The organism is Anaeromassilibacillus sp. 1001302B_160321_C8, assembly GCF_015554745.1.
Lineage (GTDB): Bacteria > Bacillota > Clostridia > Oscillospirales > Acutalibacteraceae > Anaeromassilibacillus > Anaeromassilibacillus stercoravium.
Window position 1 is genome coordinate 1 of record NZ_JADNJD010000006.1, and the last position, 24,084, is coordinate 24,084.

Below are 24,084 nucleotides of genomic sequence, written 5' to 3' on the forward strand. Positions count from 1 at the left end.
AGGATGCCTCCATTGCTGGCTGACTTCTCTCATGCCAGGGCCTGCAAACCATTTTGCGAAAAATACTTGACACTACCTCATACGGCGAACTATGATGAATTGCGTGACCTCGCTGAGCGAGATCCACGCAAAGAGAAAGAGCACGGTCGTGAATAACCGTGCTCAATTAGCGTCGGAACGATGCGTAGCCACAGATGAAATCTGTGTTAAAGGGGTTCGGGGATGTTTCCCAGACAAGCGATTTATAGGCTCCTGCTTCGGCAGGAGCTTATAAATTTTGCACGAGTGGGTACCGCCGTGCCCTGCTTGCCAAGTATGTTTCCCACTATCGTCTATCTACAAGACATCTCGTAATACATTGCCTTAAACGCCAACTCAGATGATGAGTAAATGTCTCACTATCCTGCAGGAAATTGAAGCCATCTACACCTTTCTCTAAACTGCGAACACAGCTATATATCGTTTCCAATGTTTGAAGCTCTTTCGGAGAACGTCTGATATACGATGCAACCACAGGAAGATAACTATTCAATATAGCTTGACGAGCTTCCGCATCGCCATCTTTCATTTTCAAAGCGAGGTCCTTCTCGTCGGCTATGGATAATCGAGTTACGCTACGAACCTTTTGAAAAAAATCATCTACGCTTATGAATAGATTACTATGCTCCATTGCACATTAACAAGATATTACAGAAACAGAACCATTAGAGCTGATAGCTCGGCAACAATCTACATACACTTCAATAAAGTCGTAACCACCACGCATAGCAATAGAACGAGCTTTTTCAAGTCCGCCAGGAAGCATTTGCCCACCCTTATAATGTTCAATTATCTGACCAGTTATATCCAGAGTGTGAACCTCGTAGGGCTTACCCAAATAGCAGACAGAAACGATACCAAGCATAATTCCTGTAATTTCAACTTCGGGAAACTCATTTCTTATGGTATCTACGATTTCATTTACTTTATGCTGATTATGAACGTGACCACCGGCATCAAGCTTGTGCATTGCCTGCATATATTCTTTTGAACGTGTTTTGCGAAGCAGTCTGTCCAACTTCATTTTATCCATTTGCTGAGTCTGTTGTGTTTGCTGCTGTGTTTGAGTCGCACTCAAAATAGTATTCGTCTGTTGCTGCGTTTGGGGTTGTCTTAACATTGGTTTCGGCATTTAATTATTCCTCCTGTTTATCTAATTTCTATAATAGCACCAATACTCTCAAAGGTTCGCTTAATCTGTTGTGCTTCATCTTCGGTAACATTGTCTTTCAATGTTGAAGGAGTACGTTCAGACATAGTCTTTGCCTCTGCTAAACCTGCACCTGTCAACATTCTGATTTCTTTAATTACGTTCAGTTTGTTTCTTCCGCAGTCCATCAAAATAACTTTTTTATAAAGGCTACTTGCAATAGAATCATTTTTCAGCTGCGTTCCACAAGCTCTGCAAAAACGAGCAATGTCTTCGTTTTGAGTTCCGCACTTATGGCAAAACATTCTATCAACCTCCCTTAATCGCCTTACCGCACTTTCCGCAGAACTTGGCGTTTGTCTCTAATTCAGCACCACAGGAGGGACAAATACATTCACTTCCGTCTGTTTCACCCGTGAGTTCAAACAAGTGTAATTCACAGGTTTCTATTTCATACTGTAACTGAGCGACATCTTCTGGACTCAAAGAATATGTTGGAATCTGCTTTAATTTTTCGAGCTGCTCCCGTGTTTTTTCAGCAGAGAAGGTAGCAACCTTTTGTTGAATCATCTGTGCAAGCTCGTAATCTACAGTAACTATATCTTCGTCAACGTCTTGACTAATTTCGCAAGCATCATCTGTATCATCAAACATATCTGTGTCATCAAATATATTTGATGAATGACTCTCAATTTGGGAATTACCATTTCTACGACGATACGTTTGCTCAGTTTCAAGCAATTCTTTATAGACCCTTGCCCAGTCAAAAATGTCTTTTAGTTGACATTCTATTTCTTGGTCTGTCAGAGAGGAAACAAAGCGTTCCATCTTTTTTATCACAACAATCCCTCCATTCTTTAGGATTTTACACTTTTCAAAATAAACACAATGCCGATAATCATTACCACTACAGGACCGAACGCAATCAATATTGCAGACAACTGCGACAATCCGTTTGCGATGGAGCCGAAGTGTTTTTCAAGCATCCAGATACCACAAACATAGACGATTGCTTTTAAGAAAGCAGCTCTCAATATTCCAACTACCTTGCTTTGCGAGAAAAGCAAAAGTGTTCCAATAAGTCCGATGCCTGCAGAACTGTTTTTCTTAAGTAAAGAAACTATCAGCATTGGTATGCTTCCTACCGAAAGCAAAGCAATAGCACTACCAATCACTGAAACTATCCATTGATACACAGAGGAATCTTTTATGACATAGTTCAGTAGCAAAAGTGAAGCAATCGCTACGACAATTCCGGTAAAAAGATTAACCATAAACTTTCCAGTCGCACTTCCTTGTGTTAAGGGAAGGAGCATTATTATTTCTATTGTGGCAGAAAGAATAACGGTATCCAAAAATGCTACTGCAGCAGACAAAGGGCTTTCTGAAAGAACTTTCTGCAAAGAACCGTAGTCAGCTATTTCATTCAGAAATGGGATGCCGCCGCAAATACCTTCAAAGAAAGTAGCAAGTTCTGAAAAAGAACCTAAACTCAAAATCAAGAAAGCATAAGTAACAAGTAAACCAATTGCTGCGGCGACATTCTCACTTACATCTGATATACCGTCCGTTCCAACTCTACCGAGAAACCCTGCAACTACCAGGAATACTCCGATTACAAACAGGGTGGACAATACTGAGTACATAGTTAATACCTCGGCAGTCCTTTTCGCAAAGCTTCAAGTGCCTCACTGGGTGATTCTCGAAGAAAAATAAGATAGTTATATGCTCCGAGTAACGATAAGGGGTAACTTGAATTTAATTGCTCGGCGGTGAAGCCCTCTACAGAAATTGCTGTGTGTTTGCTCATCCATTTCCCGCATTTAATTACATCTGTAAATTCAGAGTAAATATCAGTATATTTTGATAGTTTCAGCAAAGCCTTTATTGCAGCTTTTACTTTTGGTTCAAACCTTTCCATTACGCATCTTACAATCTGTTTATCGAAAGTATGGTACTCATACGACTTTTCCTCAACGGAATAGAGCAGAGGTATGAGATTTGATTTACTTGTTGCAGAGTATGATATGCCCACAATAGTAGACCAAATTCGTCCCGTCGCAACGATTTCTTGATTTTGATAAAGAAATTTTAGTTCCCACTCGCTAATATTTGCGGAAGTCATATTGCGCATAAAAGATTCTATAGTTTGAAATTGTTTGAAAAAATCAGAACCTTCACCTGTGATAACTTGTCGTTGACCACCAATTTCCGTTTCCTCAGAAAAATAAAAACTAAGAAGTTTTACATTTCGAGCAGAAGATAGCAAATAAACAATGAGTGACCCTGGCATAAAATCAGAACGGGCAAGTAGCATATCGTTTAATTCGTATTGCTCTACAAAGGAATCATATACTTTTTGTGTTGTCTTTACTATTTTCATTATCTCACCTTCACTTCAATATTATATTTTTGCGCCATTTTTGCTGCAAAGTTCTTATATGACTTTAACGTAGTGTCGGACGCATTTGGTAAGTCAATAATAATTTGCGAGTCGATTTTGGCTGTTTGGTTAGCACAATCGGTTCTTAATTTCTTGTAATCCTCATCACTCATACCAGGAAGTCTTTCTGGCACATAGTCATCGTCAATCTTTGCCGTGTTAATTTCTCGGATTCGTTCTTCAATGCAAAATTGTGTAGACAGGGGATAAGCATCACAATTTTCTAATTGAACGATTTCGCTGGGTTTCCCTTCAACAACCGCAAAAGATAATTCCTTAAAGTTTCCCTCACCAAGAGAAAATGCTCTTGATATTCCCGATTCGTCATCTTTGTTTGTGAGTAGCTTATCACCAACATAAACATCTGAATGTTCTACTTCGGATAACAGCCCGCTTCTGTCGGCTTCCTCAATCTTTTTTATTGTTTCTGCCGAGTATTCGCAGTTTTGTACCTCACAATTTCTCAAATCAAACTTAATGTCTTTACCACTTTGCGAAACATCTGATTTAGAGTCGTGTCCATTAGCATCACCGATTCGTAAAGCGAGGCTTTCAGAACGTAATTGTGCTAACATCTCCGGCTTGAGTGAACCATCCTCATTCATAATGAAAGAAGTATCGAATGTGATTCGTTCCGACGGATTAGCTTTATTAAAGTCATCGACACCTTGTTTCAATCTTGAAATGGCAGTTTCCCATTGCTCAGCACTTGAAAGATTTGAAACCCCGGAATTAGATTTGCTGTGAAGCAAACACCCAAGAGCCACTTCATCGGCGTTTACCGATTTAGATTCGATAAAATCTCTATCTCTCAATGCGTGAATAGCTGATTGCAAGGAATGGGCATCACGTATCTGTTTCGCAGATAATTCACCGTTGAATTTCTCTGTATCAATATTTGCATCCATTCCGGTATCGTGATATATAGCCATCATCTCTACGGTTTTGTAATCTATATTGGAAGAGTACAGCCCATTGTAATTATTTTCGGTGAAGTGCTCTGACAATATATCTGCTGCTTCAATAGATTTCTCTCTGACCTTCTCAATATGACCGCTTTCTAAATCATTGTGTTCCTTATATGTGTCAAAACCTCCATCTTCGATTTTTTTAGCTACCTCAACTCCGTTCTCATAGGCGGGAGCAACCTGTTCCTTAATTTCAGCTATTTCTTGTGTCTCAAAAACTTCCTTAGAATTTCGTAATTCCTTAAAGTTTTTTACCTCACTATCTCTATTATCAATTTCTCTCGGTATTTCGTTAATAGCAACCTTATCAAAAACTGCTCCTTTTTTCGGATTGTTTTCACTAAAATCTGCACTTACGCTTTCATAATGCTCAGATAAAGCGATAGTTTCATTCGAGCCTTCACTGGAGCCAATTTTATCTCTTATTACTTGTCCATATGCTCGTGCATCAACCTCAACAAGCTGGTTACGATACGCCATATAACTGGCATAGTCGTTTCCAGGCGAAAGATAATTATCAAAGTTTTCTCTAAATGCCAAATCTCGTTCGTTTTCCAACTTATCTGCTCGCTGATGTTGATATTTATGACGATATTCGTGAGAAACCGTATCAGCAATATTTGCGGAATCATTCAGACAATATTCGTTTATAAAAATAGAATTATTGTTTTGGTCATAGTAGCCACGTTCAACCATTCCATCTTTCGGTGGTTTATTGAAGAACACTATCTGAGGTTTATCTTCAACGCCGAGGATTTCTGCATTATAGTCAGCCAGTTTTTCGATAGCTTGCTTTTTCTCTTGAACAGATAGCTGTTCCCACTTTTCTTGTCTGAAAGGAGACAGTACCTCAGAAGCTTTTGCCTCATCAACAAAGTAATTTGTCTCTCCAGGAATGTCTGTACCGGTATTCACTTCCGATATTCTTGAAGCAGGGGGCAACTCAACCATAGAAACGTATTCATCGCCAAGGTGTTCAGAAATCGCCTTATTATTCTCATCTAATTTTACAATAGAATAGCCAATTCTGTCATAGCTTTCTTTCATTGCATTATATTCTGCAGAAAGCTGCTGATAACGCAGGTCGTGAGCAGTATCATACCTGTCCATATTATTGGAAGTTACATATTCTGCAATCTCATCCATCTTGGCATCCATAGCTCGTCTGATGGAATCTTTCTCGTCTGTAAGCTCCTTAATAGTAGAACAACTTTCTTCTCTTATACTTGCAAGTTCTGCTTTATCGGGTTTCCTATCATAGTAAGTTTGGTCGTATCTCTCTTGAAGTACATCAACACCGGCAAGGGTAGCAGCAGATGCTGCCACAGCTTCAGCACCTTTCTGAATTTGGGCTTCACGAAGCTCAAGACTCTTTTTATCCAAACGGTCTTGTTGTTTTTCCATTGCTGAAATCTGTTCACTCAAATCTGCCTTTTGGTCTTGGAGAGCATTGTACTCTTGGAGAGCTTGTTTGTATTCTTCGCTTCCTTTTTCCTTAGAGAGAACTTCTTCAAACTTGCTTTTAAGTTCAGCGTCTGTGGCTTCCTTTTCTTCGATTTTAGATTGAAGCTCAGTAGCGTTTTCTTCTCTTAAATCGTTAATCTCATCAGCAGATACTTCGTCCTTGTCAAAGGCACCATCAATTCGTTCTTGTAAAGACTTTGCCTCTTTTTCGGAGCTTTGTTCAGCCTGGTCGTTCTCCAATTCTTCGGCGGTTTTCTCGACAGCCTCCACAGATTCTTTTTCGTCTTTCTTTTCCTCAACAGCCTCATCAATATCATCAGCTTTTTCTTCGGCTATCGCTTCGACTTCTTCATCCGAAAGATTTTCATTCGACGACTCCGTGATTTCATCAGAGATTTGCTCTTTTGCTTCCTCGTCGGTTAATTCCTCGTTTTCAACGATTTCATCGGCACGGTTGTCAATCTTTTCGTCAACAGCCGCTTTTTGCTCCTCAATATTATCGACATTTTCTTCTACATTGTCATCAATGATTTCTTTCGTTTCCTCAGCAGAAATCTTACCATCTTCCGCTTCATTGTCGATGGACTCGGAGATGTCATCCTGTATTTTTTCTTTGGTTTCATCGCTGAGTTCTGTATCAGTTTCTTCTTCTATTTTTTCAGAAATATCTTCTTCGACATTTTCCTCGTTGATATTAGAAGCCTCAATATCTGTGTCGTCATCCATCTGCTCCACATCATCGGCTTCAACATCCTCTACACCATCAGATGTTTCCTCTGCTTCTGAGGAAGTGCCGTTTTCATCCGCATCTTCGGAGCTTTCGTCCGATGGGTCTGCAGTTTCATCAACTTCTTCGCTATCGGCTTCCTCGGTGGTTTCTTCAACCTCGTCAGAGTCCTCGGCTTCCTCGGTGGTTTCTTCAATCTCATCGGAGTCCTCGGCTTCCTCGGTGGTTTCTTCAACCTCGTCGGAGTCCTCGGCTTCCTCGGTGGTTTCTTCAACCTCGTCAGAGTCCTCGGTTTCCTCGGTGGTTTCTTCAACCTCGTCGGAGTCCTCGATTTCCTCGGTGGTTTCTTCAACCTCGTCGGAGTCCTCGGTTTCTTCAGTAGTTTCTTCAACTTCGTCGGAGTCCTCGGTTTCCTCAGTATTCTCCGAAGTCTCGTTGTTTATATCTTCAGCTCCTTCGGGAGCTTTATCTTCTTGTTTATTGATTTGGTTCTCCAAATCTTCCTGGTATTCTTGAGCAGCATCCTGTTGGGCTTCAAGTGTTTCTTGAGCTTCTTCTAATTCCTCTTGAGCCTGCTCGTATTCTTCTTCGCTAACTTCGCCGTCAATGTCACCATTTTCCGGGCGTTCCACGACCTCTGCGTTATGTACCTCAATATGCTCATTCTCGTTTGCATTTTCTTTGAGCTGTTGCATATCTTCTGGGTCATCACATTCGTTATAAGCTTCTTGCAATTCTGCACTTGCTTCTTCTTGGCTAATTTCGCCATCGGTTGTATATGTTACTTCTGCTACATATTGACCATCAGTCTCTTTGCCACAATCATTAAAGTCATCATCTTCATCAGCCAATTCCGGATTTTCTTCTTCCATTTCCTCCATCTTGGCTTCACAGTCATCATAGTTTTCTTCGGCTTCTTCCAGAGACTCTGCGTTGACTTCGTTTCCTTTGCTATCTTGAACTTCATTCAGAGAGCAATCATCAAAATTTTCGGCAGTTTCTTCAGTTTCAGATAACTGTTCACTATCAACTTTTACTTCGGGTGGAGTTTCGTTGATTTCTCTATTTTTGCCGCTTTCTAAATTGAAGCTCATATTCTATCCTCCATATATAAAATAACGCATAACGCAGACACGGTATGGTTTGCACAAATCAAGCCACATCCGTGTCTGCGTAGAATTATCACACCAACACTTTGCGTGTCTTGGGACCGGATTTCTTTTGAGAGAGTTCCTCGCCGCCAATGGGCTTACCGGAAGCAGGAACAGCTCGCTCTTTACCCCAATCACGGATTGCTTCGATTTTTTCCGGGCTTGTCTGAGAAAGAGGCACAACATTGTTAAATGCTGTAATCATATTTTCTTCATTAAGCACGAAATTACTATTAGCAATAGAACGATACGCCAAATCTCTCACGGTAGATTCAAGGTCGGCACCTGTAAATCCGTCAGTAAGTTCTACGATTTTATCTGCAAACGGACCGATAAAATCAAGTTTCAAGTATTTACGCATATACAGCGAAAGAATGTCTCTACGCTCATCAGACGTCGGCAAATCGACGAAAAACAACTCGTCAAATCTACCTCTACGCAAAAGCTCAGAGGGGAGCATAGAAACATCATTTGCGGTTGCTACAACAAACACCTGCTTTTTGCACTCCTGGAGCCAGAACAAGAACTGTCCTACCATACGAGTAGATACTCCGCCATCGTTAGAACCACTTGCACCGGACAAGCCTTTTTCAATCTCGTCAATCCAAAGAATACAGGGTGAAACATTTTCTGCTGTAGTCAAAGCATCCTTTAACTGTTGCTCAGACTGACCAACATAACTGCCTTGAACCGTAGCAAAATCCAAGCGATATAACGGTAGCTTCCAGTTAGCGGAAATCGACTTTGCAGAAAGGGACTTACCACATCCAGGAACACCAACAAGCAAGATTCCTCTCGGCGGCTGCAAACCTTTTGCTCGTAGTTCATCACGCTTTTCGGGCGTGAGAAGCTCTTTCTTTTCGTTTAACCACTTTCTGAGACCAGCTAATCCACCAACATCTTTTACGCTTTCATCCACATCAATTTTTTCCAAACCGGAGATGTCAGAAAATAGTCTATCTTTTGCATATCTGATTTCATCCATATCGGATTTTTTGATGCTTTTATTTGCTATCAAAGCGGCAATTACGTTTTCGGCTTCGATGCGAGTCACGCCCGCCAAAGTAGAGGCAGCTTCACGAATATCGGTATTATCCCATTCAATGGGGATTTCAGACCGATAATCGTCTATGTATTCTTTGATGATGGAATACATTTCATCTTCGTTTGGCAGGTCAACTTTGATAACCATACCTAATCTTTGTAGTTGATTCCAAACGGCGTTGTTTGTCAAAACTATTACTACGCCACCGGACTCATTTGCCAATGTAACCAAGTCCAAAATCTGTCTTGCATCACTATTGTCGCTACTAATATCGGGAACTTCGGTCAGAATGAGCGTCATATACTGCTTGCGTTTCATCTGCTCACTCATAAAGTCGATAGCCCCATACACGGATTTGTCATCGTTAATTGACTTTTCCGTGCTCAAATCATAAATACCCTTTGATAGCGTATGCACATAGAAAGGTAGAGTCAGTTCCTCGGAAATCTCTTTCAAAATATCCAATGTTCTTGCTCTTTCGATTGTGTTTATTGCTATGAAAGGGATGCGAGCGATAGAGTATCTTTTCAAGAGTTCTTTGCTCTTTGCAACATCACTCATACATCAGCTCTCCTTTCAAAATGCGTTTACTTTATTATTTCTCACAATACTTGCGAGTTTACCGCTACGGTCTTTCTTCGCAGAATCCTCAAGAGAAGTCTGCATACTGTTCGCTTGACTAATTACCAACTGGTGATACTGCTGACGGTCCTTCTCCGGGATTGCGGGAAGATTGATTGCCTTCGACAAGAAGCACATCTCCTTGCGGAGGGCAAGGAGAGCCTGTACAATGGCTCTCTCTTGCCCATTGGAACGTGTCATTTCCTTTTGGAACTTATCTGAAGCAGCATTCATTCGATAGTTGATAGCATCAATCAGCTTTTTTGCAAACCGTTCGGCAACACCGGATTGCCATTCAATAGTGCCTTTCTGCATGGCAGACAAAACAGCTTCGTCATCAGACTTGGCTTTCAGCATATCCAAAACAGCAACCCAATCGGAATATGTCTTCGGAGGTGCAATAGCCGTTGTCAACATCGAATTAGCGCCTCCTTACCATTACCTGCGGAGGCTCAATACTCCAGTTAGGCAATCCCTGTGCGAATACGTTGTTAGGTTCCACATATTTTACTGCCTTAGCAGGAGCTTCCTGTGCAGGTGCAAATGCAGGAGCGCTGTTTTGTGCTTCCTGGGGGACAGTGATTTCCGCACCGCAAGAAATGCAGAATTTGCTATCAGACTTGTTGATTGCTCCGCATTTAGGGCAAGGAACATTAGCTCCGGAAGCTACAGAGTTTATAAAATTAGCTTTACTTTTAGCATCCATTTTCTTTTCCTCCTTTACTGAACCTTAATTCTACGGCTTGAATCAGAAAGCTTCTTTACATACTGCTCGGGAGTGATCTGGTCGAGGAAGTCAATAACCTTCTGGCTTTCAGCATCCTTTTCAGCGAACTCAGCTCTAAAATCAACAACTTCGGCGAGAGTAGCTCTGATAATCTGAGAACCATTTTTGCGTTTTTCCTCAAACTGAGTTTCGATGTTCTGCCGGTTCTGCTCAATTTTTTTCTTCTTAGAGAAGTGATTGATAACCATGCCGATACCTGCGATAATCGCAATCAAACCAAGGAAACCACTGCCTGCGATTAGCATAATCAAACCGATACCGCCAATAGCAGCACCACCCCAAAGGCAGAACTTTTCAAAGCCGGAGAGAACAACTTGGGCAAGAGCATTGGCTTTTTCCTGATCAACCAATGCGTTGAATTTGCCGATAAGTTCAGCCTCATTTTGACCATCGGTAGTCTTGTCGTTGAAGGTATCCACATTGATTTCGATTTCGTTCGGAATCTTCATACGATTCTGAGCAACAACATCGTTGTACGCATTGCTTACCCACTCTTTGGAAAGTGCAATAGCAAACTTCTGGGTAGAAACACTTGCATGGGAGCTTTCGGGTTTCATAGCCGCATCAGTAAGCAACTGAGTGAAATCCTTGTGTTCCTCAAAAGCAGTTTGTTCAACAGCCATATTCTGACGAGCACGGTCTTCATCGCCATCGAAATCAATGATGAACTGATTGTACTTTTCCTCTTTTTTAAGAGGAATTTCTTCATCATCGAACTCAGTAACAAGGCTGTTCAAGATTTCATCAAGTTGAGCTTTTAGAGAATCAGTAGAAGCTTCCTGCTCAAAAATAGCAGCGAAATATCCGAGAATTTCTGCGTGAAGCATCGCTCCTTCCATAATATCTTGAAGAACAGGCCATGTTTTACTGTATTTGCGAAGATATGTATATCCGTCAGATTCGAGAGGCTTTCTCTTGAGATTGATGGCATCAGACCACTGTTTTGTCTGTTGTTCCACAAAACCAGGCTTGTCTGCAAGATGTTCGAGCCATTCACCCATCTGCTTGGAAACAACACCTTCGGAGTCGGCACCCAACAGACCACTTGCAAAGGCATCAAGAATAATGACAGTTTTTCTGTCAAGGTTTTCTTCATCCTGGTTCGCAAGATAACGCTGTGTCCATTTAAGAGCAGCACTCTTGCGATCCGCACGACGGCAAATCAGAGCGAAGAACAAAGATGTCTTTTCATCATTCCTTTTGATGCCTTCTTTAAGGGCACGTTCAGCCAATTCAGGCTGGTCGTTAATCCAAGCTGCAAGTGCTACCAAGCAAGGTGCAAGCCAGTAACCAGGAGTGGAAATCATCAGTTCTTCCGTAGCGTTGCTGATGGTGTCTTTCTTGACAATACCAATGTCATCCGCCTGGAGAATACCGGTGGTAGTTCTTCTGACAATGTCATAATGACCGAACCGCTTCTCTATCTCCTGTCTAATTTGAATGACTCTCTGCTGTGCCTTGGACAGAGCGTTTGCTCTAACCTGGAGCTGCACAAAGTCGTGAAAATCACGTGCCAATGCACCAATTTCGTCGTAGACAACTTTAACGTTGTTGTTCACTGTGTCAACGTTGCGGTCGACTACTTCAATGTTGTTGTTCAACGTACCAAGATTGTTGTTGATAGCTCTTAAGCCATTCTCAATAGCACTTAGGTTTGCTGAACTAATTGCGTAATCTGCCATAATCTCTTTACCTCCGTTTTTTAGTTGGATTTTTTATATCTAAGATAGTCAGACAGGTATTTCTGTCTTTGACCATCATTTAAATCTTCTTTTTGAGCAAGGATATAACCCAACACACAAAGTCGCTCAAAATCACTTTGTACGTTTGCTTTCTTCATCAATTCAGAGTTTAGGAAAGTATCGAACGATTTTGGAGCGAATTTCTTTACTGCCCATTTCTCTAAAACCTTGTTGGTTGCAACATTGGCATTGATGTATTCGGAAATCTTTTTGTAATACTTACAGCGATGCTCGCAATACGAACAGCCTGCATGGTGGCATATAATCTCATCGTAACCACTTGCGATGTCATAAACCTTTTTCTTTACCTCAGTTATGACCTCGCTACGGTTCTTTTCGTAATATGATTTTACGAGTGGCAGTTTTACACATTTAGGTCTGTTATCTCCCTCAGCATAAACTGCTGCATAGCCACGTCTTAAAGAGCTTAAATATTCAATTTGTTCCGGACTCATGTTCATAGCTCTGCCTATAGTCTCTCTGTCTTCAAGAGCAACAGTGCGATGTACGATTTTCAAGTTCGTATTTTTTATCGTATCTGGAGCCAGTTTCGTAGGTATCTGGTCTGCAATCAAAATACCTTGTCCGAAAGTTCGGATTTCGGCAAGCAGATTGCAGAAGAACTCAACAGATTTAGCTCGTGTGTTGCCACCCTCGCCAGATTCAGAAACATTTTTCAGCAATCGGTGAGCTTCTTCGACCATGAGAATATGAGAGAGATGTTTACTACCTTTCGTCATTTGAGATTTTCGGTATTCATAGAGCTGAACAAGCAAAATACCGATAACAAAAGATTTTGTTTCATCGTCTCCCAAGTCCTCCAGTTCCATGACTACCGGACGTGAAAGTAATTCCTCAATAGGAACAGACTTGGGTGTGTTAAGCATCGCACCTTTTCCACCAATCATCAAAGAGTAAACTCGTGCCTGTAGCGCAGCCTTTACATTTGATTGAACTTCTTGGTGATACCCCATATTGTCAACGATGACATCAATCTTGTTATAGAGGTCGGATAGCGTTGGATACTCAGTTAGTCCGAAACGATTTATGTTTTCTACAATATCCCATCCTCGGTCGCTATAGATTTCATAGACAGCTTTTTCAAGGATATAAGGCATTGGAGGGTACAAATCGAACGCAGCCTTAAAAGTGGAAAGCAAGTAGTCTATGTGGGTTTGAAGCGAAATCTTTGGGTTGGTTTCAAACGGATTGATTCGATACCGTACTGATGTCTGAGCTGCCTCAGCACCTAAAGTAAACACAAGCAACTCCTCAAAACCCTTTAGATTTCGGAGTTCCCAATACTCACGTTTAGCCGACTCTATAACCATAAACGGAACTTTTTCTTGCCTGTCATTGGCGTTCCACAATGTGTTCAAAATCGACTTTGAGGTATTTGTTTTACCACCACCGGTTATTCCAATAATCAAAGCGTGACGAGTGAAATCGTCTTTCTCCATCGAATAAATATTATTTGCAGTAGAGTTATCCTTTCTTCCGGCAACACAAATATCACCGATGGGGATAGGTTTTTTTAACTGTTTTTTTGTTCTATTGGAAACATCGAACTCAACATATTGGTCGATGTAATACCCAGGGAACTCTTTTGTCGGCAACTGACACATTGTTGCTAATTGGTCACTATTGAGTACCGTTTGATATTTATAGATAAACAAAGTGATAGGTTGAGCTATTCCTGCTCGTTGCCATCTTCCCAAAGGATGAAGGTCTGGATTTTCAATCAAATCAGCCATCATATATGTATTGGAAATTACATCTTTAATCGAGTTGTAATCAATCACTCTGAATGGTTCGGGTTTTGATTCCTCACCCGAATAACTCGCCTTAATGATATTTCCAAGTCGCTTTGCATCCATTGCGTTATCAGATGCAAAGTAACCATTTACACGCCACATTCCTCGTGCTGTTCCGACCTTTAGCATCTGCTCAAGAACTTCAAGATTTTCAAAATAATTTTTGCTGTGGAAATCTTGTTTTTGTGCAGATAAATTGCCTTGTGCTCCGCCGGAAATGGTTTGGTTAATGAGTGTAAAAACACTTTCCATCTCCTCAAGGATTTTTTCGTGTCCGAGTGTAACAGCGATATTACTGATACCAGATGCAAGTATTACATAGGTAAAGTTTTTGCCTTGCATACCCCGGCAAATGTTTTCAATCTGAAAACTCTTTTTTTCAGCACCAAGCTTATCGGTTGGGATACCTGCGAACATTCCACCATATTCTCGTGGGCTTGTTCTCAACGGATTTTCAGAGACATATTCTATATCAATGCCTGGAAAAACAGATTCATACGAAGAACGTAAGCCGTCTCGCAATACTTTCATTGTTCCGATGTATATGTCAATTCCGTTCTCATTTCCGATAATTGCATACGCAAATGGCACTCCGTGTCGAACGCTACTATTGAGAATATCACCAACCAATGTGCTTACTGAAAAGTCTTGTTCTGTTTCCCAAAATCGAGTCAAACCATTCACTTTGAAAAACTGCATATTTTGACTTTCTTCATATCCGTTAGATATGAAGTTTCCATTAGGAATAAAATCAAGGTCTTTTCTGCAGAGAGCGTGGTTTTTTTCGGCAGAAGTATATCCGTTATAATTTGCCATTTGCCACCCTCCTTGTTAAAAAAGCCGTTTTATCAGTGAAAATATTGCGCCAATAATAACACCAAATATCTTTAATGCTTTGGGCAAGTTCGTGAGACAAAGAATAATCACAACAGCCCAAATAATGCCCTCTAATCCGAGTCCGGATACCATCATAAATATCAAGGCGAGAACAATCGCTGTAATAAACCAAACAGCGCCTTGCCCCATACTCCTCGTAGGAGTAATTGTGGTTCCGCTTGCTTTATTTTTGATTACTTTGGCAATAATGTTATTGTTGGAATCTCTACGTCCATATACTTCAACGTCATTATTTTCGCTCACAGCTCCGTTGTTTAATTTGCCATAAACAATAACTTGGTCGCAGGCATTACCGAGAGCATTGAGAGACGTGCCGGTGAAGTCTGGAAAAACTTGGAACATTGTAACATCATCATCAAGGGTAAAGGGTATTCCCGTAAACAATGCTCGGAACCACTTTGCCAGAATGGAACGCTTTTGGTTGTCCACCATAATATTTTTGGTTATACCGCTTGTAAGAGGTTGACTTCCGGAAACACGTTGGACGGGTTGCGAGTTTACTACAGTTGTATTTTGCTGTGCAACCTGTGGTGCTTGTCCAGCCGAATAAACTTGAACTTGTGGCTGTGAATCCGTTGGAGTCATATCATTTCCATACGGGTCTTGATTGGCGAGAGAAGTACCACCATTCAAGAGAACCTTTCTGTTAGCCCCCTTTTTCGGAGCGTATGAACTACTATTTTGGCTGCTATTACTATTGTTCAGAATACTATGTTTATGTTGCGGAGTAGGTGTGTACGTTGGATTAGTAGCGGTGTTTTGTGCATAAGGGTCTTGCCCAATCGCACAAAGTTCACATATATCTCCTTGATTATCCACTTCATTAACGCCGCAAACTCGACATTTATGTGACATTCTCAATCCTCCTTGCTCTGAGATTTTCGGCTTTAATTTTAGCTGCGCTGATTAGCTAATGATTTTATAACTTCATCATTTGAGACCGAAGCACACCGTGCATACTCCATCATTACCACAGCCCTAATTGCTCCTTTAGCTTGGTCATCAAGACGTTCTAACAATTCTTCCGATTTGTTACCTAAGAAGGAACTGATTTCAAAATCGGAATAGTCCACGCCGTCATTAAATCTAATCACTAATTTCTGCGGGAAAATAGATAATTGCCGAATCATCTTATGCGTTTTTTGATTGTGGTCATAGAAAAGAACCAACGACAGATATGTGCTCCACGCCATCCTTCTGACTTTTCTCTCGATGGCGCTGTAGGTTTGCCTTGACACACCAATCAAGTTTGCAAGTTCTTCTTGCGATATTTCAGCCTTAGTCCTTAATACGGTAAGGTTTGGGGTTAGCGTGGCTATAAAGCTATCTTTTTCTTCATCAGTCAGCAACCATTTTGATTCAATATCCATCTAATAGCTCCTCTCTGTAGCATTAAAAAATAAACTTTCGTAAAGTATATAACTTTAAGTTCAACATCTCACGATAGTTATCATGTAAAATTATACATGATGTTGCCGAAGTTGTCAATAGATGTGAGAAAAAAGTCGAAAAAGCATTCGCAAAATTGCCTTTTTGATAGTGGATTTTACATAAAAACATAGCTCCTTGCAATGTTAAAATCTCTATTCGCCGTCAAAATATTCGTCAACATCATATAAGAAAGGAGGTCATAATCGTGCCTAGAAAAGGTGAAAACATTTATAAGAGGAAGGACGGCAGATGGGAAGGAAGATACATTCGTTCCTACAGTGTAGAAAACAAAGCCAAGTATGCTTATGTTTATGGAAAAACTTACAGTGAAGTGAAACAGAAACTTGTCAGTGAACGTAGTAATACAAAAATATGTGCTTCTCCTCGAAGTTCATTAACTTATAATGAGCTATTGGATTCCTGGCTTCATACATCCCAACTAAACACAAAAGAATCTACCCATGCTCGGTATGTACATCTAGTAAACACCCACATTAGAAGCATCAGCGAATTAGAGTCGGGGTTACACACCAACGACGACCCTGCGGAAATCGCAAAGAAAGCACTCGTAACAGCGTGTGCATTTTACGATGCAGATTGGGCAGGCGTTATCGAAATCGACCTGGAACTCAACATTTGGGCTACAGGTTGGTGGCACAACATCGACCCTGCCGTGAAGAAATTGGAGAGGATGCAGGAGTTTGAAAACCTTATGGTGATGCCCAGCATCATTGAAGCAATCAAGAAGCAAAAGCCCATCATCTTTTCTGATGTTGAGGATATTGCAAAAACCTCTCCCAAAGAATACCAAGTCTATAAGCGACTTGAAGCACATTCCATTATGGCTGTGCCTTTCGGACCCAAGCCTACTTTATTACAAAGGCCTGTACCGGCTGTCGCATTTGCGAAGCAGTTTGCCCACAACGCTGTATTGATTTTGCGGTTATCCCTGCTGCGATTTGGCAAGAGCACTGCCTGCATTGCGGAAATTGCTTGTCGAGTTGTCCGCAAAAGGCGATTATCCGGAGATGAAATGGCGTAGCCCGAACAAAGCTGTATGTCATGAAGTTCCTTGCCTTAAGAGTAGGGGATGGATTCGGAACAAAGGATTCCCATAAGGAGGAATAAACAGCGATTGTTTTTCCCGTTTTTCATATCTGCACGGAAAATATGCCAACGCGGAAGTTTTAAAGGTGCAGGATACTTACTTGAAGAAAGCCTTCGAAAAAAGATCCTGGAGCTCGCTGGGGGAAGTCCATCCAGGGGGATTTTTGGGAAGTGTTACACCCTGTAATGTAATGCGATCTGCAACGGCAAGAACAGCCTGAGATACAGTGGTTTCTGTTCGGATTATGGCAAATGGCTGACTCGCCATGCTTCAAAGCATGGTAAGGGCCTAATACACTTTGTGCTTGCTTTTCCCAAAGCCCCCTTATGGCCCCCATTCCACAGGCAGTTTATGCGTTCTGGTAGGCAAAGGCTTTTTCCCAGCAAAATATACTGGGGTATTTGGTTTTATGCGAAGCATCGGAGTTATTTGGAAATTATAGAACATCATGTTGTTAGAAGGAAGTGCGCAACAATGACACATGAAGAACAGAGGGTCTATCTGATTCAAGAGTTATTGGCAGAAGAAAGATATAAAAATATATCTATCCCTGTGGACGAGAAAGAGCAGAAAGATTTGCTACGTAGTTTGATGAATGTGCGTATGCCAAAGCCCCTTAGTCAGGATTTTTTTAAAATACAAGATAAATACTTGCAAACAGAGCGGGACATGCGGGGGATCATTGAAAGCGAAGAGTTGCCTTCTATCCCTGGAGATCCCCGTATGGTTTTGTGGCAGGGGGATATTACAACGCTAAAGGTGGATGCAATTGTAAATGCTGCAAATAGTGCGTTACTTGGCTGTTTCCGCCCTCTCCACACCTGCATTGATAACATTGTGCATTCCAGAAGCGGTATCCAATTACGGCTCTTTTGCTATGACATGATGAGCAAACAGGGCCACGAGGAACCTGCGGGACAAGCAAAGATCACGCCGGCTTTCAATTTGCCCAGCAAATATATCCTGCATACCGTGGGGCCAGTTATCGGTGGCGCGGTTCGAAAGCAGGATTGCGAAGCCCTTGCGTCCTGCTACCGCTCCTGCTTAGAACTGGCTGTGAAGAACAACTGCCAGAGCATCGCCTTTTGTTGTATTTCCACTGGGGAATTTCATTTTCCCAATGAAAAGGCTGCGGAAATAGCAATTCAAACTGTGACATCCTTTTTGAATACACGGAAGGAAAATATTCGGGTTATCTTTAATGTTTTCAAGGATATAGACCTTCACATTTACCAAAATTTCCTGGGGGTATCCAGATGCTAAAAACGGAAAGAAAAGCCGAGCAAAAGGTTATTGAGTTTCAAGAAGTATTAGATCAGACGGATACGGTTTTAATTGGTGCTGGAGCTGGCCTTTCAACCGCTGCCGGCTTTGCTTATGGCGGAGAGCCGTTCCGCCGTTATTTTGCCGACTTTGATGAAAAATATGGGTTTCACGATATGTATTCCGGGGGATTTTATCCGTTTCCCACACTGGAGGAACATTGGGCCTACTGGAGCCGGTTTGTTTTTTTGAACCGCTACTGCGATCCACCCAAGCCGGTATACAAAAACCTGTTGGAGCTGGTGAAGGACAAAGACTATTTTGTCCTTACCACCAACGTGGATCACTGCTTTCAAAAAGCCGGATTTGACAAGCACCGCTTATTTTATACACAGGGGGATTATGGCTTGTGGCAGTGCTCCAAGCCGTGCCACAACAAGACATATGACAACGGAGATATTATTCGTCAAATGGTGGAGGCCCAAGGTTTTCAGGTGACAGGACAAGGGATGGAACTGCCCACCGGCACCGTGTCAAAGATGGCGGTCCCTACCGAGCTGGTTCCCCATTGCCCCAAATGCGGCGCACCGATGGCGATGAACCTGCGGGCAGATCATACCTTTGTCCAAGATGAGGGATGGTATACTGCAGCAGGCCGTTATGATGATTTTGTCCGGCGTCATAAGAATACGCCTGTTCTCTATTTGGAGCTGGGAGTGGGCATGAATACGCCGGGCATAATCAAGTACAATTTTTGGCGGCAGGTTTATCAAAATCCGAAAGCAAACTACATCTGTATCAACAAGGGGCAGTCTTATGCGCCAAGAGAAATTGCTAACCGTAGCATTTGCCTTGATATGGATGCAGCACAAGTACTGATTGGCTAGAAATTTGTACATTTGCAGGAATGGGTCCATTCTGCATATCATGAAAGCATAGGGGAAATCTCCCATGAGAAAATGGGGATTTAAGATACCCCAATCCCACCGAGGGAGGCGTTGCCGTCCGGAACTTCAATAGCCAACGCGGATCTATACGCAGGAAAACGGGAGTGCTGGGGGTATGGATGAATTTTTGTGAGGGGCCATATATTCCCGTTAGAAAAGTATAAAATATATATAACGCTCTTTGGAGTTGCCGCTTATTCTTTGTATAGAGTAAGCGGCTTTTTCATGCCTGTTTTTATAGGGGCATCGCAACAAAGGCCAATCGATTCACATACTGCTGGGTAGGGAAAGGCGCATGCAGGAAATAAGCGGCCTATAGAACTATATGGCGTTTTGTTTACCGCAGGGGATATAGAATATTTATTGGTCTGTTTCCAACATCTCCCGAAGGCACTGCAAAAATGTTCCTGCCGCTTTGGAGAACACCTGATATTTTTTCCAGACAATAAAACCATGCGCTTCTAACCGGGGAGAAAATGGCCGGAAGCAAAGATTGCTGCCATGCGTATTGATAAGCTTGTCGTAGCAGATAGCATATCCTAATCCTTCATCGACCAAAAGGGAAGCGTTGAATACCAGGTTATAGGTGGCTACAATGTTCAATTTGGAGGCCTCCCGTTTTAGCCAACCGCCTAAATAGGTATCATCGCCTTTTTGATGGGAAGTAATCAAAGGCTTGTCCCACAAATCCTCTGGGGAAATGCTTTCTTTTTGTGCCAAAGGAGAATCCTTGCGCATCAGTACGCCCCATGTATCCTTTACAGGGACCGGAATGGCCTCATATTTCTGTGAATCAACTTGGCTGAACAATAGCCCAAAGTCAATCAGCCCCTTATCCAGATATTCGAGCACATGTTCTGCATTGCCGCTGGTAATGTGATAATGAATATCCGGGTGCGTTTCTTGTAGCTTTTTTGCAGCTTGGGCGAGCAGGCGCATGACATCTGTTTCACCTGTGCCAATATATACATCCCCCACAATGGTTTCACCAGAGCGGATGATTTCTTCTTCTGTACGCCGCATCAGTGAAAGCATTTCTTCGGCCCGTTTGCGAAGGATCATTCCTTCTTCCGTCAATACGACTTTCCGGGAACCCTTTACGCCGCGGATAAGCAATTGCTTTCCCAATTCCATCTCCATCGCTTTGAGCTGAGTGGATAAAGCTGGTTGTGAGATGTGCAGGGATTCTGCTGCTGCGGTAATATTCTGTTCCCTTGCTACAGCTAAAAAGTATTCCAATAAACGAAATTCCATGTAAATCGCCTCCTATACAAAAGTATAACGTTAAATAATATAAAAATTAATTATGAAAAATAATAAAGAATAAATATTTGATATATAATTAAAAGCTCCGTATACTTGAGTTGTAGAAATGAATTTGAAAAGGAGGCATTTCAGATGAATAGCAGTTATACCCCAAAAAGCTGGATTTTCTGCGTTTCCTTCTTCCTCAGCATAGCAATCCTTTTGACAGGATGTTCAGGGAGGTCAGAAGATCCCATGAAAGATTCGGAAAACAGCAGCACAGCACAAATCATATCGGATACAGAAGAATTAAATCTGGTCTCTCCTACTTCGGAGATTGTTGAGTTGGAGGATGGCTTTTCGACTGTCCGATACGATGGGGATTATGGTTTTGATGGCTTCCTTGCCCAAGGCGGAGCTTCTTCCGATGGAGAAGTAATAGAATATCTTGCCAGCAACCTGCTTTCTGATTTGAATTTGGGGGACTTGCTAGGAGGGCTTTTTGGATGCAGTACCATTGCCGTGCAAAGCCCAGAAGGCAACGCCTTGTTTGGCCGCAATTTTGATTGGGAAAACTGTGCAGCTATGGTTGTGGAATCCCATCCTGAAAATGGGTATGCATCCCTTTCTACCGTGAACATGGATTTTATCACCCAAAATGTAGGAGGTGGCATGGTAGGTATGGCCCTAAATATGGATGCGGTCAAAACACTTGCCGCCTTGTATGCTCCGCTGGACGGGATGAATGAAGCTGGCTTGGCAGTTTCGGTGAATATGATTCAAGATCGTTCCACCATTGAGCAGGATACGGACAAGCCGGACATTACCACCACAACGGCGATCCGCTTGTTATTAGACCATGCCGGGAGTGTGGATGAAGCATTGGAACTACTAGAGCAATATGACCTGCATGGTTCTATGGGGATGATGATCCATTTCGCGATAGCAGATTCTGCGGGCCGAAGCGTGGCGGTAGAGTATGTGAATCAAGAAATGGCCGTTACAGAGACGCCGGTGCTGACAAATTTTTATCTAGCGGAAGGGGAGAAACAAGGCATTGGAACCCAACAATCCCATGAAAGGTATGATATCCTGCTGGATCAGTTGGAAGAAACCCCTCGGATGGGGATGGAAGACGTTCGGGATGCCTTAGACAGCGTGAGCAAGGATAATTTCGGTGAATTTGAATCCACCGAATGGAGCATCGTCATGAACTTGTCTGACGGGGAAGCCCGGTATTATCATCGGGAAAACTACAGCCAAAACTACACGTTCCGGTTGGAAGCTTGATAAAAAGGAGCAATGAATATGGACTATCTGAAAACACTGAGGGATTTGTTTGCCTTTATGAAAAATACCCGTTTGTCAGAAACACAAATGAGGGAGCTGCAAAATCAAAAACTCCGGGCATTGCTCCATTTTGTTTGGGAACGTTCCGCTTTTTACCGGCACACCTTTGAAGAGGCAGGCATCACAGAAAAACAGCTGGACAGGCTGCCCCTATCCGCGTTCCCCACTATAGACAAAACCATTTTGATGGAGCATTTTGAGGAGCTCATCACGATACCGGGGCTGAACCAAGAGCAACTGCGGAAATTTGATGCAGAAAACACGGCGGACCGCCGCCCCTATTTAGGGAAATACCATGTAGTTCATTCTTCGGGCAGTACAGGAAAACCCGGATATTTTATTTATGATGAAGCTGCTTGGCATACGATGTTGCTTGGTATTATCCGAGGCGCCTTGTGGAATATGACCATCCTACAGATCCTAAAATTGTTGGCGGGAAGGCCCCGGATTATTTACATAGCTGCCACAGATGGACGTTATGGAGGGGCTATGGCGGTAGGGGATGGCATTGACGGCGTGGGGCAAAACAGATGTATCTGGATAACCTTACGATCCGGGATTCAGAGATGACGGAACATTGCAGGGCAGCGCTGTGGTATTCCGACCATATTTCCATTGGGAACACCAAACTTCATGGCATCAAAGCCCTGCGGGAGTGCGCCGATGTAATAATGACAGGATGCGATGTAAATTCCCCGGAATTTGGCTGGTCCGTCCACAATATGGAAATGAAAGACTGCACCGCCGAGAGCGAATATTTTATGATGCGTTCTACAGGCCTACACTTTACAAATGTACGAATGAAGGGCAAATACTCCTTCCAATATATCGAAAATTCTATTTTTGAAAATTGCATCTTCGATACCAAGGACGCTTTCTGGCATGCAAAAAATGTCACCGTCCGCAACAGTATTGTGAAAGGAGAGTATTTGGCTTGGTATTGCGAGAATGTTACCTTTGAAAATTGCAAAATCATCGGTACACAGCCTCTGTGTTATTGCAAAGGATTGAAGCTCATTCATTGCGAAATGATCGGCTGTGATCTGGCCTTTGAACGCAGCGAGGTGGAAGCTACGATTACAACGCCAGTTCTCAGCATAAAAAATCCTTTGTCCGGTCATATCACTGTGCCAGAGGTAGGCGAAATTATCCGGGATCTTGAAGAAGCAAAAGGGACAGTTCAGGTGCAAAAGCCGGGGGCTGGCGGCATCTGTGCCTGTGCGTAATGGAAAGGAAAGGGAGGCCTCATAGTCTCCCTTTTCTGCATAGAGGAGGTATGGTATGGAATATTTGCTGCGGGGAATTTTGATTGGCCTTTTATTTGGACTTCCATTTGGAGCAGTTGGCGCCCTAACCGTCCAAAGGACCTGGAGCTCAGGAGTGAAAGCCGGCCTTTTGACAGGCTTCGGTTCCTCTGTGGCAGATTGTGCCTATGCCTGTATTGGGGCCTTTGGGCTGACTCTTATCTCAGACTTTCTGCTCCGTTTCCAGGGGATTATTACCGCTTTGGGCGGAGTGCTGATCTTGGCCATGGGGCTAAAAACGATGCTCTGTCCACAGAAAGAACTCCCCCAGGAGGAACCTTTGGAAGGGGGCAAATTGTTCCTCACTTCCTTCGCGATTGGTATTACCAATCCGGCGGCTATTTTGACTTTTCTATTTGCGTTTTCTTACTTCGGAATTTCGGAAATAGCTGGCTGGATAAACGGCATCCTACTGGTGGCGGGTGTGTTCCTAGGGACCTATTTTTGGTGGGGAGCTCTTTCAACTTTCACACAATTTGTCAAAAGAAGAGCAGCCAAATTCCAACTGCATACGATGAACCGTATTTTTGGAGGTATCCTTTGTGCCTTTGGAATCAGTGTTTTTATTAAGCTATTTCTATAAATTTT

Annotated in this window: 21 protein-coding genes; 7 read left to right on the plus strand and 14 right to left on the minus strand. The window is 42.4% G+C overall.

Annotated features, from left to right (window positions below; all coding sequences use genetic code 11):
- Window positions 1-676 precede the first annotated feature (676 nt).
- From I2E77_RS05475 to I2E77_RS05535, 13 genes are all read right to left on the minus strand, one after another.
- On the minus strand, window positions 677-1,171 hold the full coding sequence (locus tag I2E77_RS05475) for a hypothetical protein (protein ID WP_195450771.1): 495 nt from the start codon (window positions 1,169-1,171) through the stop codon (window positions 677-679).
- Between the two features lie 17 nt (window positions 1,172-1,188).
- Window positions 1,189-1,494, minus strand: a complete 306-nt coding sequence (locus I2E77_RS05480; RefSeq protein WP_195450822.1) for a ribosomal protein L7/L12 — start codon at window positions 1,492-1,494, stop codon at window positions 1,189-1,191.
- A gap of 4 nt (window positions 1,495-1,498) precedes the next feature.
- On the minus strand, window positions 1,499-2,029 hold the full coding sequence (locus I2E77_RS05485; RefSeq protein WP_195450772.1) for a zinc ribbon domain-containing protein: 531 nt from the start codon (window positions 2,027-2,029) through the stop codon (window positions 1,499-1,501).
- Window positions 2,030-2,046: 17 nt separating this feature from the next.
- Window positions 2,047-2,835 (minus strand): hypothetical protein, encoded by a 789-nt coding sequence (locus tag I2E77_RS05490; protein WP_195450773.1) that lies wholly within the window; start codon window positions 2,833-2,835, stop codon window positions 2,047-2,049.
- A gap of 2 nt (window positions 2,836-2,837) precedes the next feature.
- Window positions 2,838-3,572: a hypothetical protein gene (locus I2E77_RS05495; RefSeq protein WP_195450774.1), complete on the minus strand. Its 735-nt coding sequence runs from the start codon at window positions 3,570-3,572 to the stop codon at window positions 2,838-2,840.
- Window positions 3,572-7,885, minus strand: coding sequence for a hypothetical protein (locus I2E77_RS05500; RefSeq protein ID WP_195450775.1), 4,314 nt, complete (start codon window positions 7,883-7,885; stop codon window positions 3,572-3,574). The genes I2E77_RS05495 and I2E77_RS05500 overlap by 1 nt, the downstream gene beginning before the upstream one ends.
- Window positions 7,886-7,973: 88 nt before the next feature.
- The gene (locus I2E77_RS05505; RefSeq protein ID WP_195450776.1) at window positions 7,974-9,548 is read right to left on the minus strand and encodes an AAA family ATPase; all 1,575 of its coding nucleotides are present in this window, start codon (window positions 9,546-9,548) and stop codon (window positions 7,974-7,976) included.
- Window positions 9,549-9,563: 15 nt separating this feature from the next.
- Window positions 9,564-10,025 carry a hypothetical protein gene (locus I2E77_RS05510; RefSeq protein ID WP_195450777.1) on the minus strand — a complete coding sequence of 154 codons (462 nt, stop codon included), beginning with the start codon at window positions 10,023-10,025 and terminating at the stop codon, window positions 9,564-9,566.
- A 4-nt stretch (window positions 10,026-10,029) separates the two neighbouring features.
- Window positions 10,030-10,314, minus strand: a complete 285-nt coding sequence (locus tag I2E77_RS05515; RefSeq protein WP_195450778.1) for a zinc-ribbon domain-containing protein — start codon at window positions 10,312-10,314, stop codon at window positions 10,030-10,032.
- A gap of 14 nt (window positions 10,315-10,328) precedes the next feature.
- Complete coding sequence (locus tag I2E77_RS05520) at window positions 10,329-12,077, minus strand: hypothetical protein (RefSeq protein WP_195450779.1); 1,749 nt, start codon at window positions 12,075-12,077, stop codon at window positions 10,329-10,331.
- Window positions 12,078-12,097: 20 nt separating this feature from the next.
- On the minus strand, window positions 12,098-14,767 hold the full coding sequence (locus I2E77_RS05525) for an ATP-binding protein (RefSeq protein ID WP_195450780.1): 2,670 nt from the start codon (window positions 14,765-14,767) through the stop codon (window positions 12,098-12,100).
- Between the two features lie 15 nt (window positions 14,768-14,782).
- The gene (locus I2E77_RS05530) at window positions 14,783-15,703 is read right to left on the minus strand and encodes a hypothetical protein (RefSeq protein WP_195450781.1); all 921 of its coding nucleotides are present in this window, start codon (window positions 15,701-15,703) and stop codon (window positions 14,783-14,785) included.
- A 38-nt stretch (window positions 15,704-15,741) separates the two neighbouring features.
- Window positions 15,742-16,218: a helix-turn-helix transcriptional regulator gene (locus I2E77_RS05535; RefSeq protein WP_195450782.1), complete on the minus strand. Its 477-nt coding sequence runs from the start codon at window positions 16,216-16,218 to the stop codon at window positions 15,742-15,744.
- A gap of 266 nt (window positions 16,219-16,484) precedes the next feature.
- On the opposite strand from I2E77_RS05535, the gene I2E77_RS14255 reads away from it, so the two are divergent.
- The 3 genes from I2E77_RS14255 (at window position 16,485) to I2E77_RS05550 (ending at window position 19,537) form a co-directional block, all read left to right on the plus strand.
- A complete protein-coding gene (locus I2E77_RS14255) occupies window positions 16,485-17,321 on the plus strand; it encodes a GAF domain-containing protein (protein WP_442858920.1) in 837 nt (278 codons plus the stop codon).
- A 540-nt stretch (window positions 17,322-17,861) separates the two neighbouring features.
- Window positions 17,862-18,650 (plus strand): protein-ADP-ribose hydrolase, encoded by a 789-nt coding sequence (locus I2E77_RS05545; RefSeq protein ID WP_191395503.1) that lies wholly within the window; start codon window positions 17,862-17,864, stop codon window positions 18,648-18,650.
- Window positions 18,644-19,537: an SIR2 family NAD-dependent protein deacylase gene (locus I2E77_RS05550; RefSeq protein ID WP_195450783.1), complete on the plus strand. Its 894-nt coding sequence runs from the start codon at window positions 18,644-18,646 to the stop codon at window positions 19,535-19,537. The genes I2E77_RS05545 and I2E77_RS05550 overlap by 7 nt, the downstream gene beginning before the upstream one ends.
- 420 nt (window positions 19,538-19,957) lie before the next feature.
- On the opposite strand, the gene I2E77_RS05555 is transcribed toward I2E77_RS05550, so the two are convergent.
- Complete coding sequence (locus I2E77_RS05555; RefSeq protein WP_087233099.1) at window positions 19,958-20,851, minus strand: LysR family transcriptional regulator; 894 nt, start codon at window positions 20,849-20,851, stop codon at window positions 19,958-19,960.
- 144 nt (window positions 20,852-20,995) lie between these two features.
- Here I2E77_RS05555 and I2E77_RS05560 point away from each other — a divergent pair, with 144 nt between their 5' ends.
- From I2E77_RS05560 to I2E77_RS05575, 4 genes are read left to right on the plus strand one after another with little or no spacing between them, the layout of a single operon-like run.
- Window positions 20,996-22,132, plus strand: coding sequence for a linear amide C-N hydrolase (locus I2E77_RS05560; RefSeq protein ID WP_191395501.1), 1,137 nt, complete (start codon window positions 20,996-20,998; stop codon window positions 22,130-22,132).
- A gap of 18 nt (window positions 22,133-22,150) precedes the next feature.
- Complete coding sequence (locus I2E77_RS05565; protein ID WP_195450784.1) at window positions 22,151-22,762, plus strand: hypothetical protein; 612 nt, start codon at window positions 22,151-22,153, stop codon at window positions 22,760-22,762.
- On the plus strand, window positions 22,723-23,418 hold the full coding sequence (locus tag I2E77_RS05570) for a DUF3737 family protein (protein ID WP_195450785.1): 696 nt from the start codon (window positions 22,723-22,725) through the stop codon (window positions 23,416-23,418). The genes I2E77_RS05565 and I2E77_RS05570 overlap by 40 nt, the downstream gene beginning before the upstream one ends.
- Window positions 23,419-23,473: 55 nt before the next feature.
- Window positions 23,474-24,079, plus strand: coding sequence for a LysE family translocator (locus I2E77_RS05575; RefSeq protein ID WP_087233121.1), 606 nt, complete (start codon window positions 23,474-23,476; stop codon window positions 24,077-24,079).
- The last annotated feature ends 5 nt before the right edge of the window (window positions 24,080-24,084 follow it).

Excerpts from the sequence above, each read along its gene's own strand:
- I2E77_RS05475 (WP_195450771.1), bottom strand. The coding sequence starts at position 1,171 with ATGCCGAAACCAATGTTAAGACAACCCCAAACGCAGCAACAGACGAAT.
- I2E77_RS05480 (WP_195450822.1), bottom strand. The coding sequence starts at position 1,494 with ATGTTTTGCCATAAGTGCGGAACTCAAAACGAAGACATTGCTCGTTTT.
- I2E77_RS05490 (WP_195450773.1), bottom strand. The coding sequence starts at position 2,835 with ATGTACTCAGTATTGTCCACCCTGTTTGTAATCGGAGTATTCCTGGTA.
- I2E77_RS05495 (WP_195450774.1), bottom strand. The coding sequence starts at position 3,572 with ATGAAAATAGTAAAGACAACACAAAAAGTATATGATTCCTTTGTAGAG.
- I2E77_RS05500 (WP_195450775.1), bottom strand. The coding sequence starts at position 7,885 with ATGAGCTTCAATTTAGAAAGCGGCAAAAATAGAGAAATCAACGAAACT.
- I2E77_RS05505 (WP_195450776.1), bottom strand. The coding sequence starts at position 9,548 with ATGAGTGATGTTGCAAAGAGCAAAGAACTCTTGAAAAGATACTCTATC.
- I2E77_RS05510 (WP_195450777.1), bottom strand. The coding sequence starts at position 10,025 with ATGTTGACAACGGCTATTGCACCTCCGAAGACATATTCCGATTGGGTT.
- I2E77_RS05515 (WP_195450778.1), bottom strand. The coding sequence starts at position 10,314 with ATGGATGCTAAAAGTAAAGCTAATTTTATAAACTCTGTAGCTTCCGGA.
- I2E77_RS05520 (WP_195450779.1), bottom strand. The coding sequence starts at position 12,077 with ATGGCAGATTACGCAATTAGTTCAGCAAACCTAAGTGCTATTGAGAAT.
- I2E77_RS05525 (WP_195450780.1), bottom strand. The coding sequence starts at position 14,767 with ATGGCAAATTATAACGGATATACTTCTGCCGAAAAAAACCACGCTCTC.
- I2E77_RS05530 (WP_195450781.1), bottom strand. The coding sequence starts at position 15,703 with ATGTCACATAAATGTCGAGTTTGCGGCGTTAATGAAGTGGATAATCAA.
- I2E77_RS05535 (WP_195450782.1), bottom strand. The coding sequence starts at position 16,218 with ATGGATATTGAATCAAAATGGTTGCTGACTGATGAAGAAAAAGATAGC.
- I2E77_RS05545 (WP_191395503.1), top strand. The coding sequence starts at position 17,862 with ATGACACATGAAGAACAGAGGGTCTATCTGATTCAAGAGTTATTGGCA.
- I2E77_RS05550 (WP_195450783.1), top strand. The coding sequence starts at position 18,644 with ATGCTAAAAACGGAAAGAAAAGCCGAGCAAAAGGTTATTGAGTTTCAA.
- I2E77_RS05555 (WP_087233099.1), bottom strand. The coding sequence starts at position 20,851 with ATGGAATTTCGTTTATTGGAATACTTTTTAGCTGTAGCAAGGGAACAG.
- I2E77_RS05560 (WP_191395501.1), top strand. The coding sequence starts at position 20,996 with ATGAATAGCAGTTATACCCCAAAAAGCTGGATTTTCTGCGTTTCCTTC.
- I2E77_RS05565 (WP_195450784.1), top strand. The coding sequence starts at position 22,151 with ATGGACTATCTGAAAACACTGAGGGATTTGTTTGCCTTTATGAAAAAT.
- I2E77_RS05570 (WP_195450785.1), top strand. The coding sequence starts at position 22,723 with ATGTATCTGGATAACCTTACGATCCGGGATTCAGAGATGACGGAACAT.
- I2E77_RS05575 (WP_087233121.1), top strand. The coding sequence starts at position 23,474 with ATGGAATATTTGCTGCGGGGAATTTTGATTGGCCTTTTATTTGGACTT.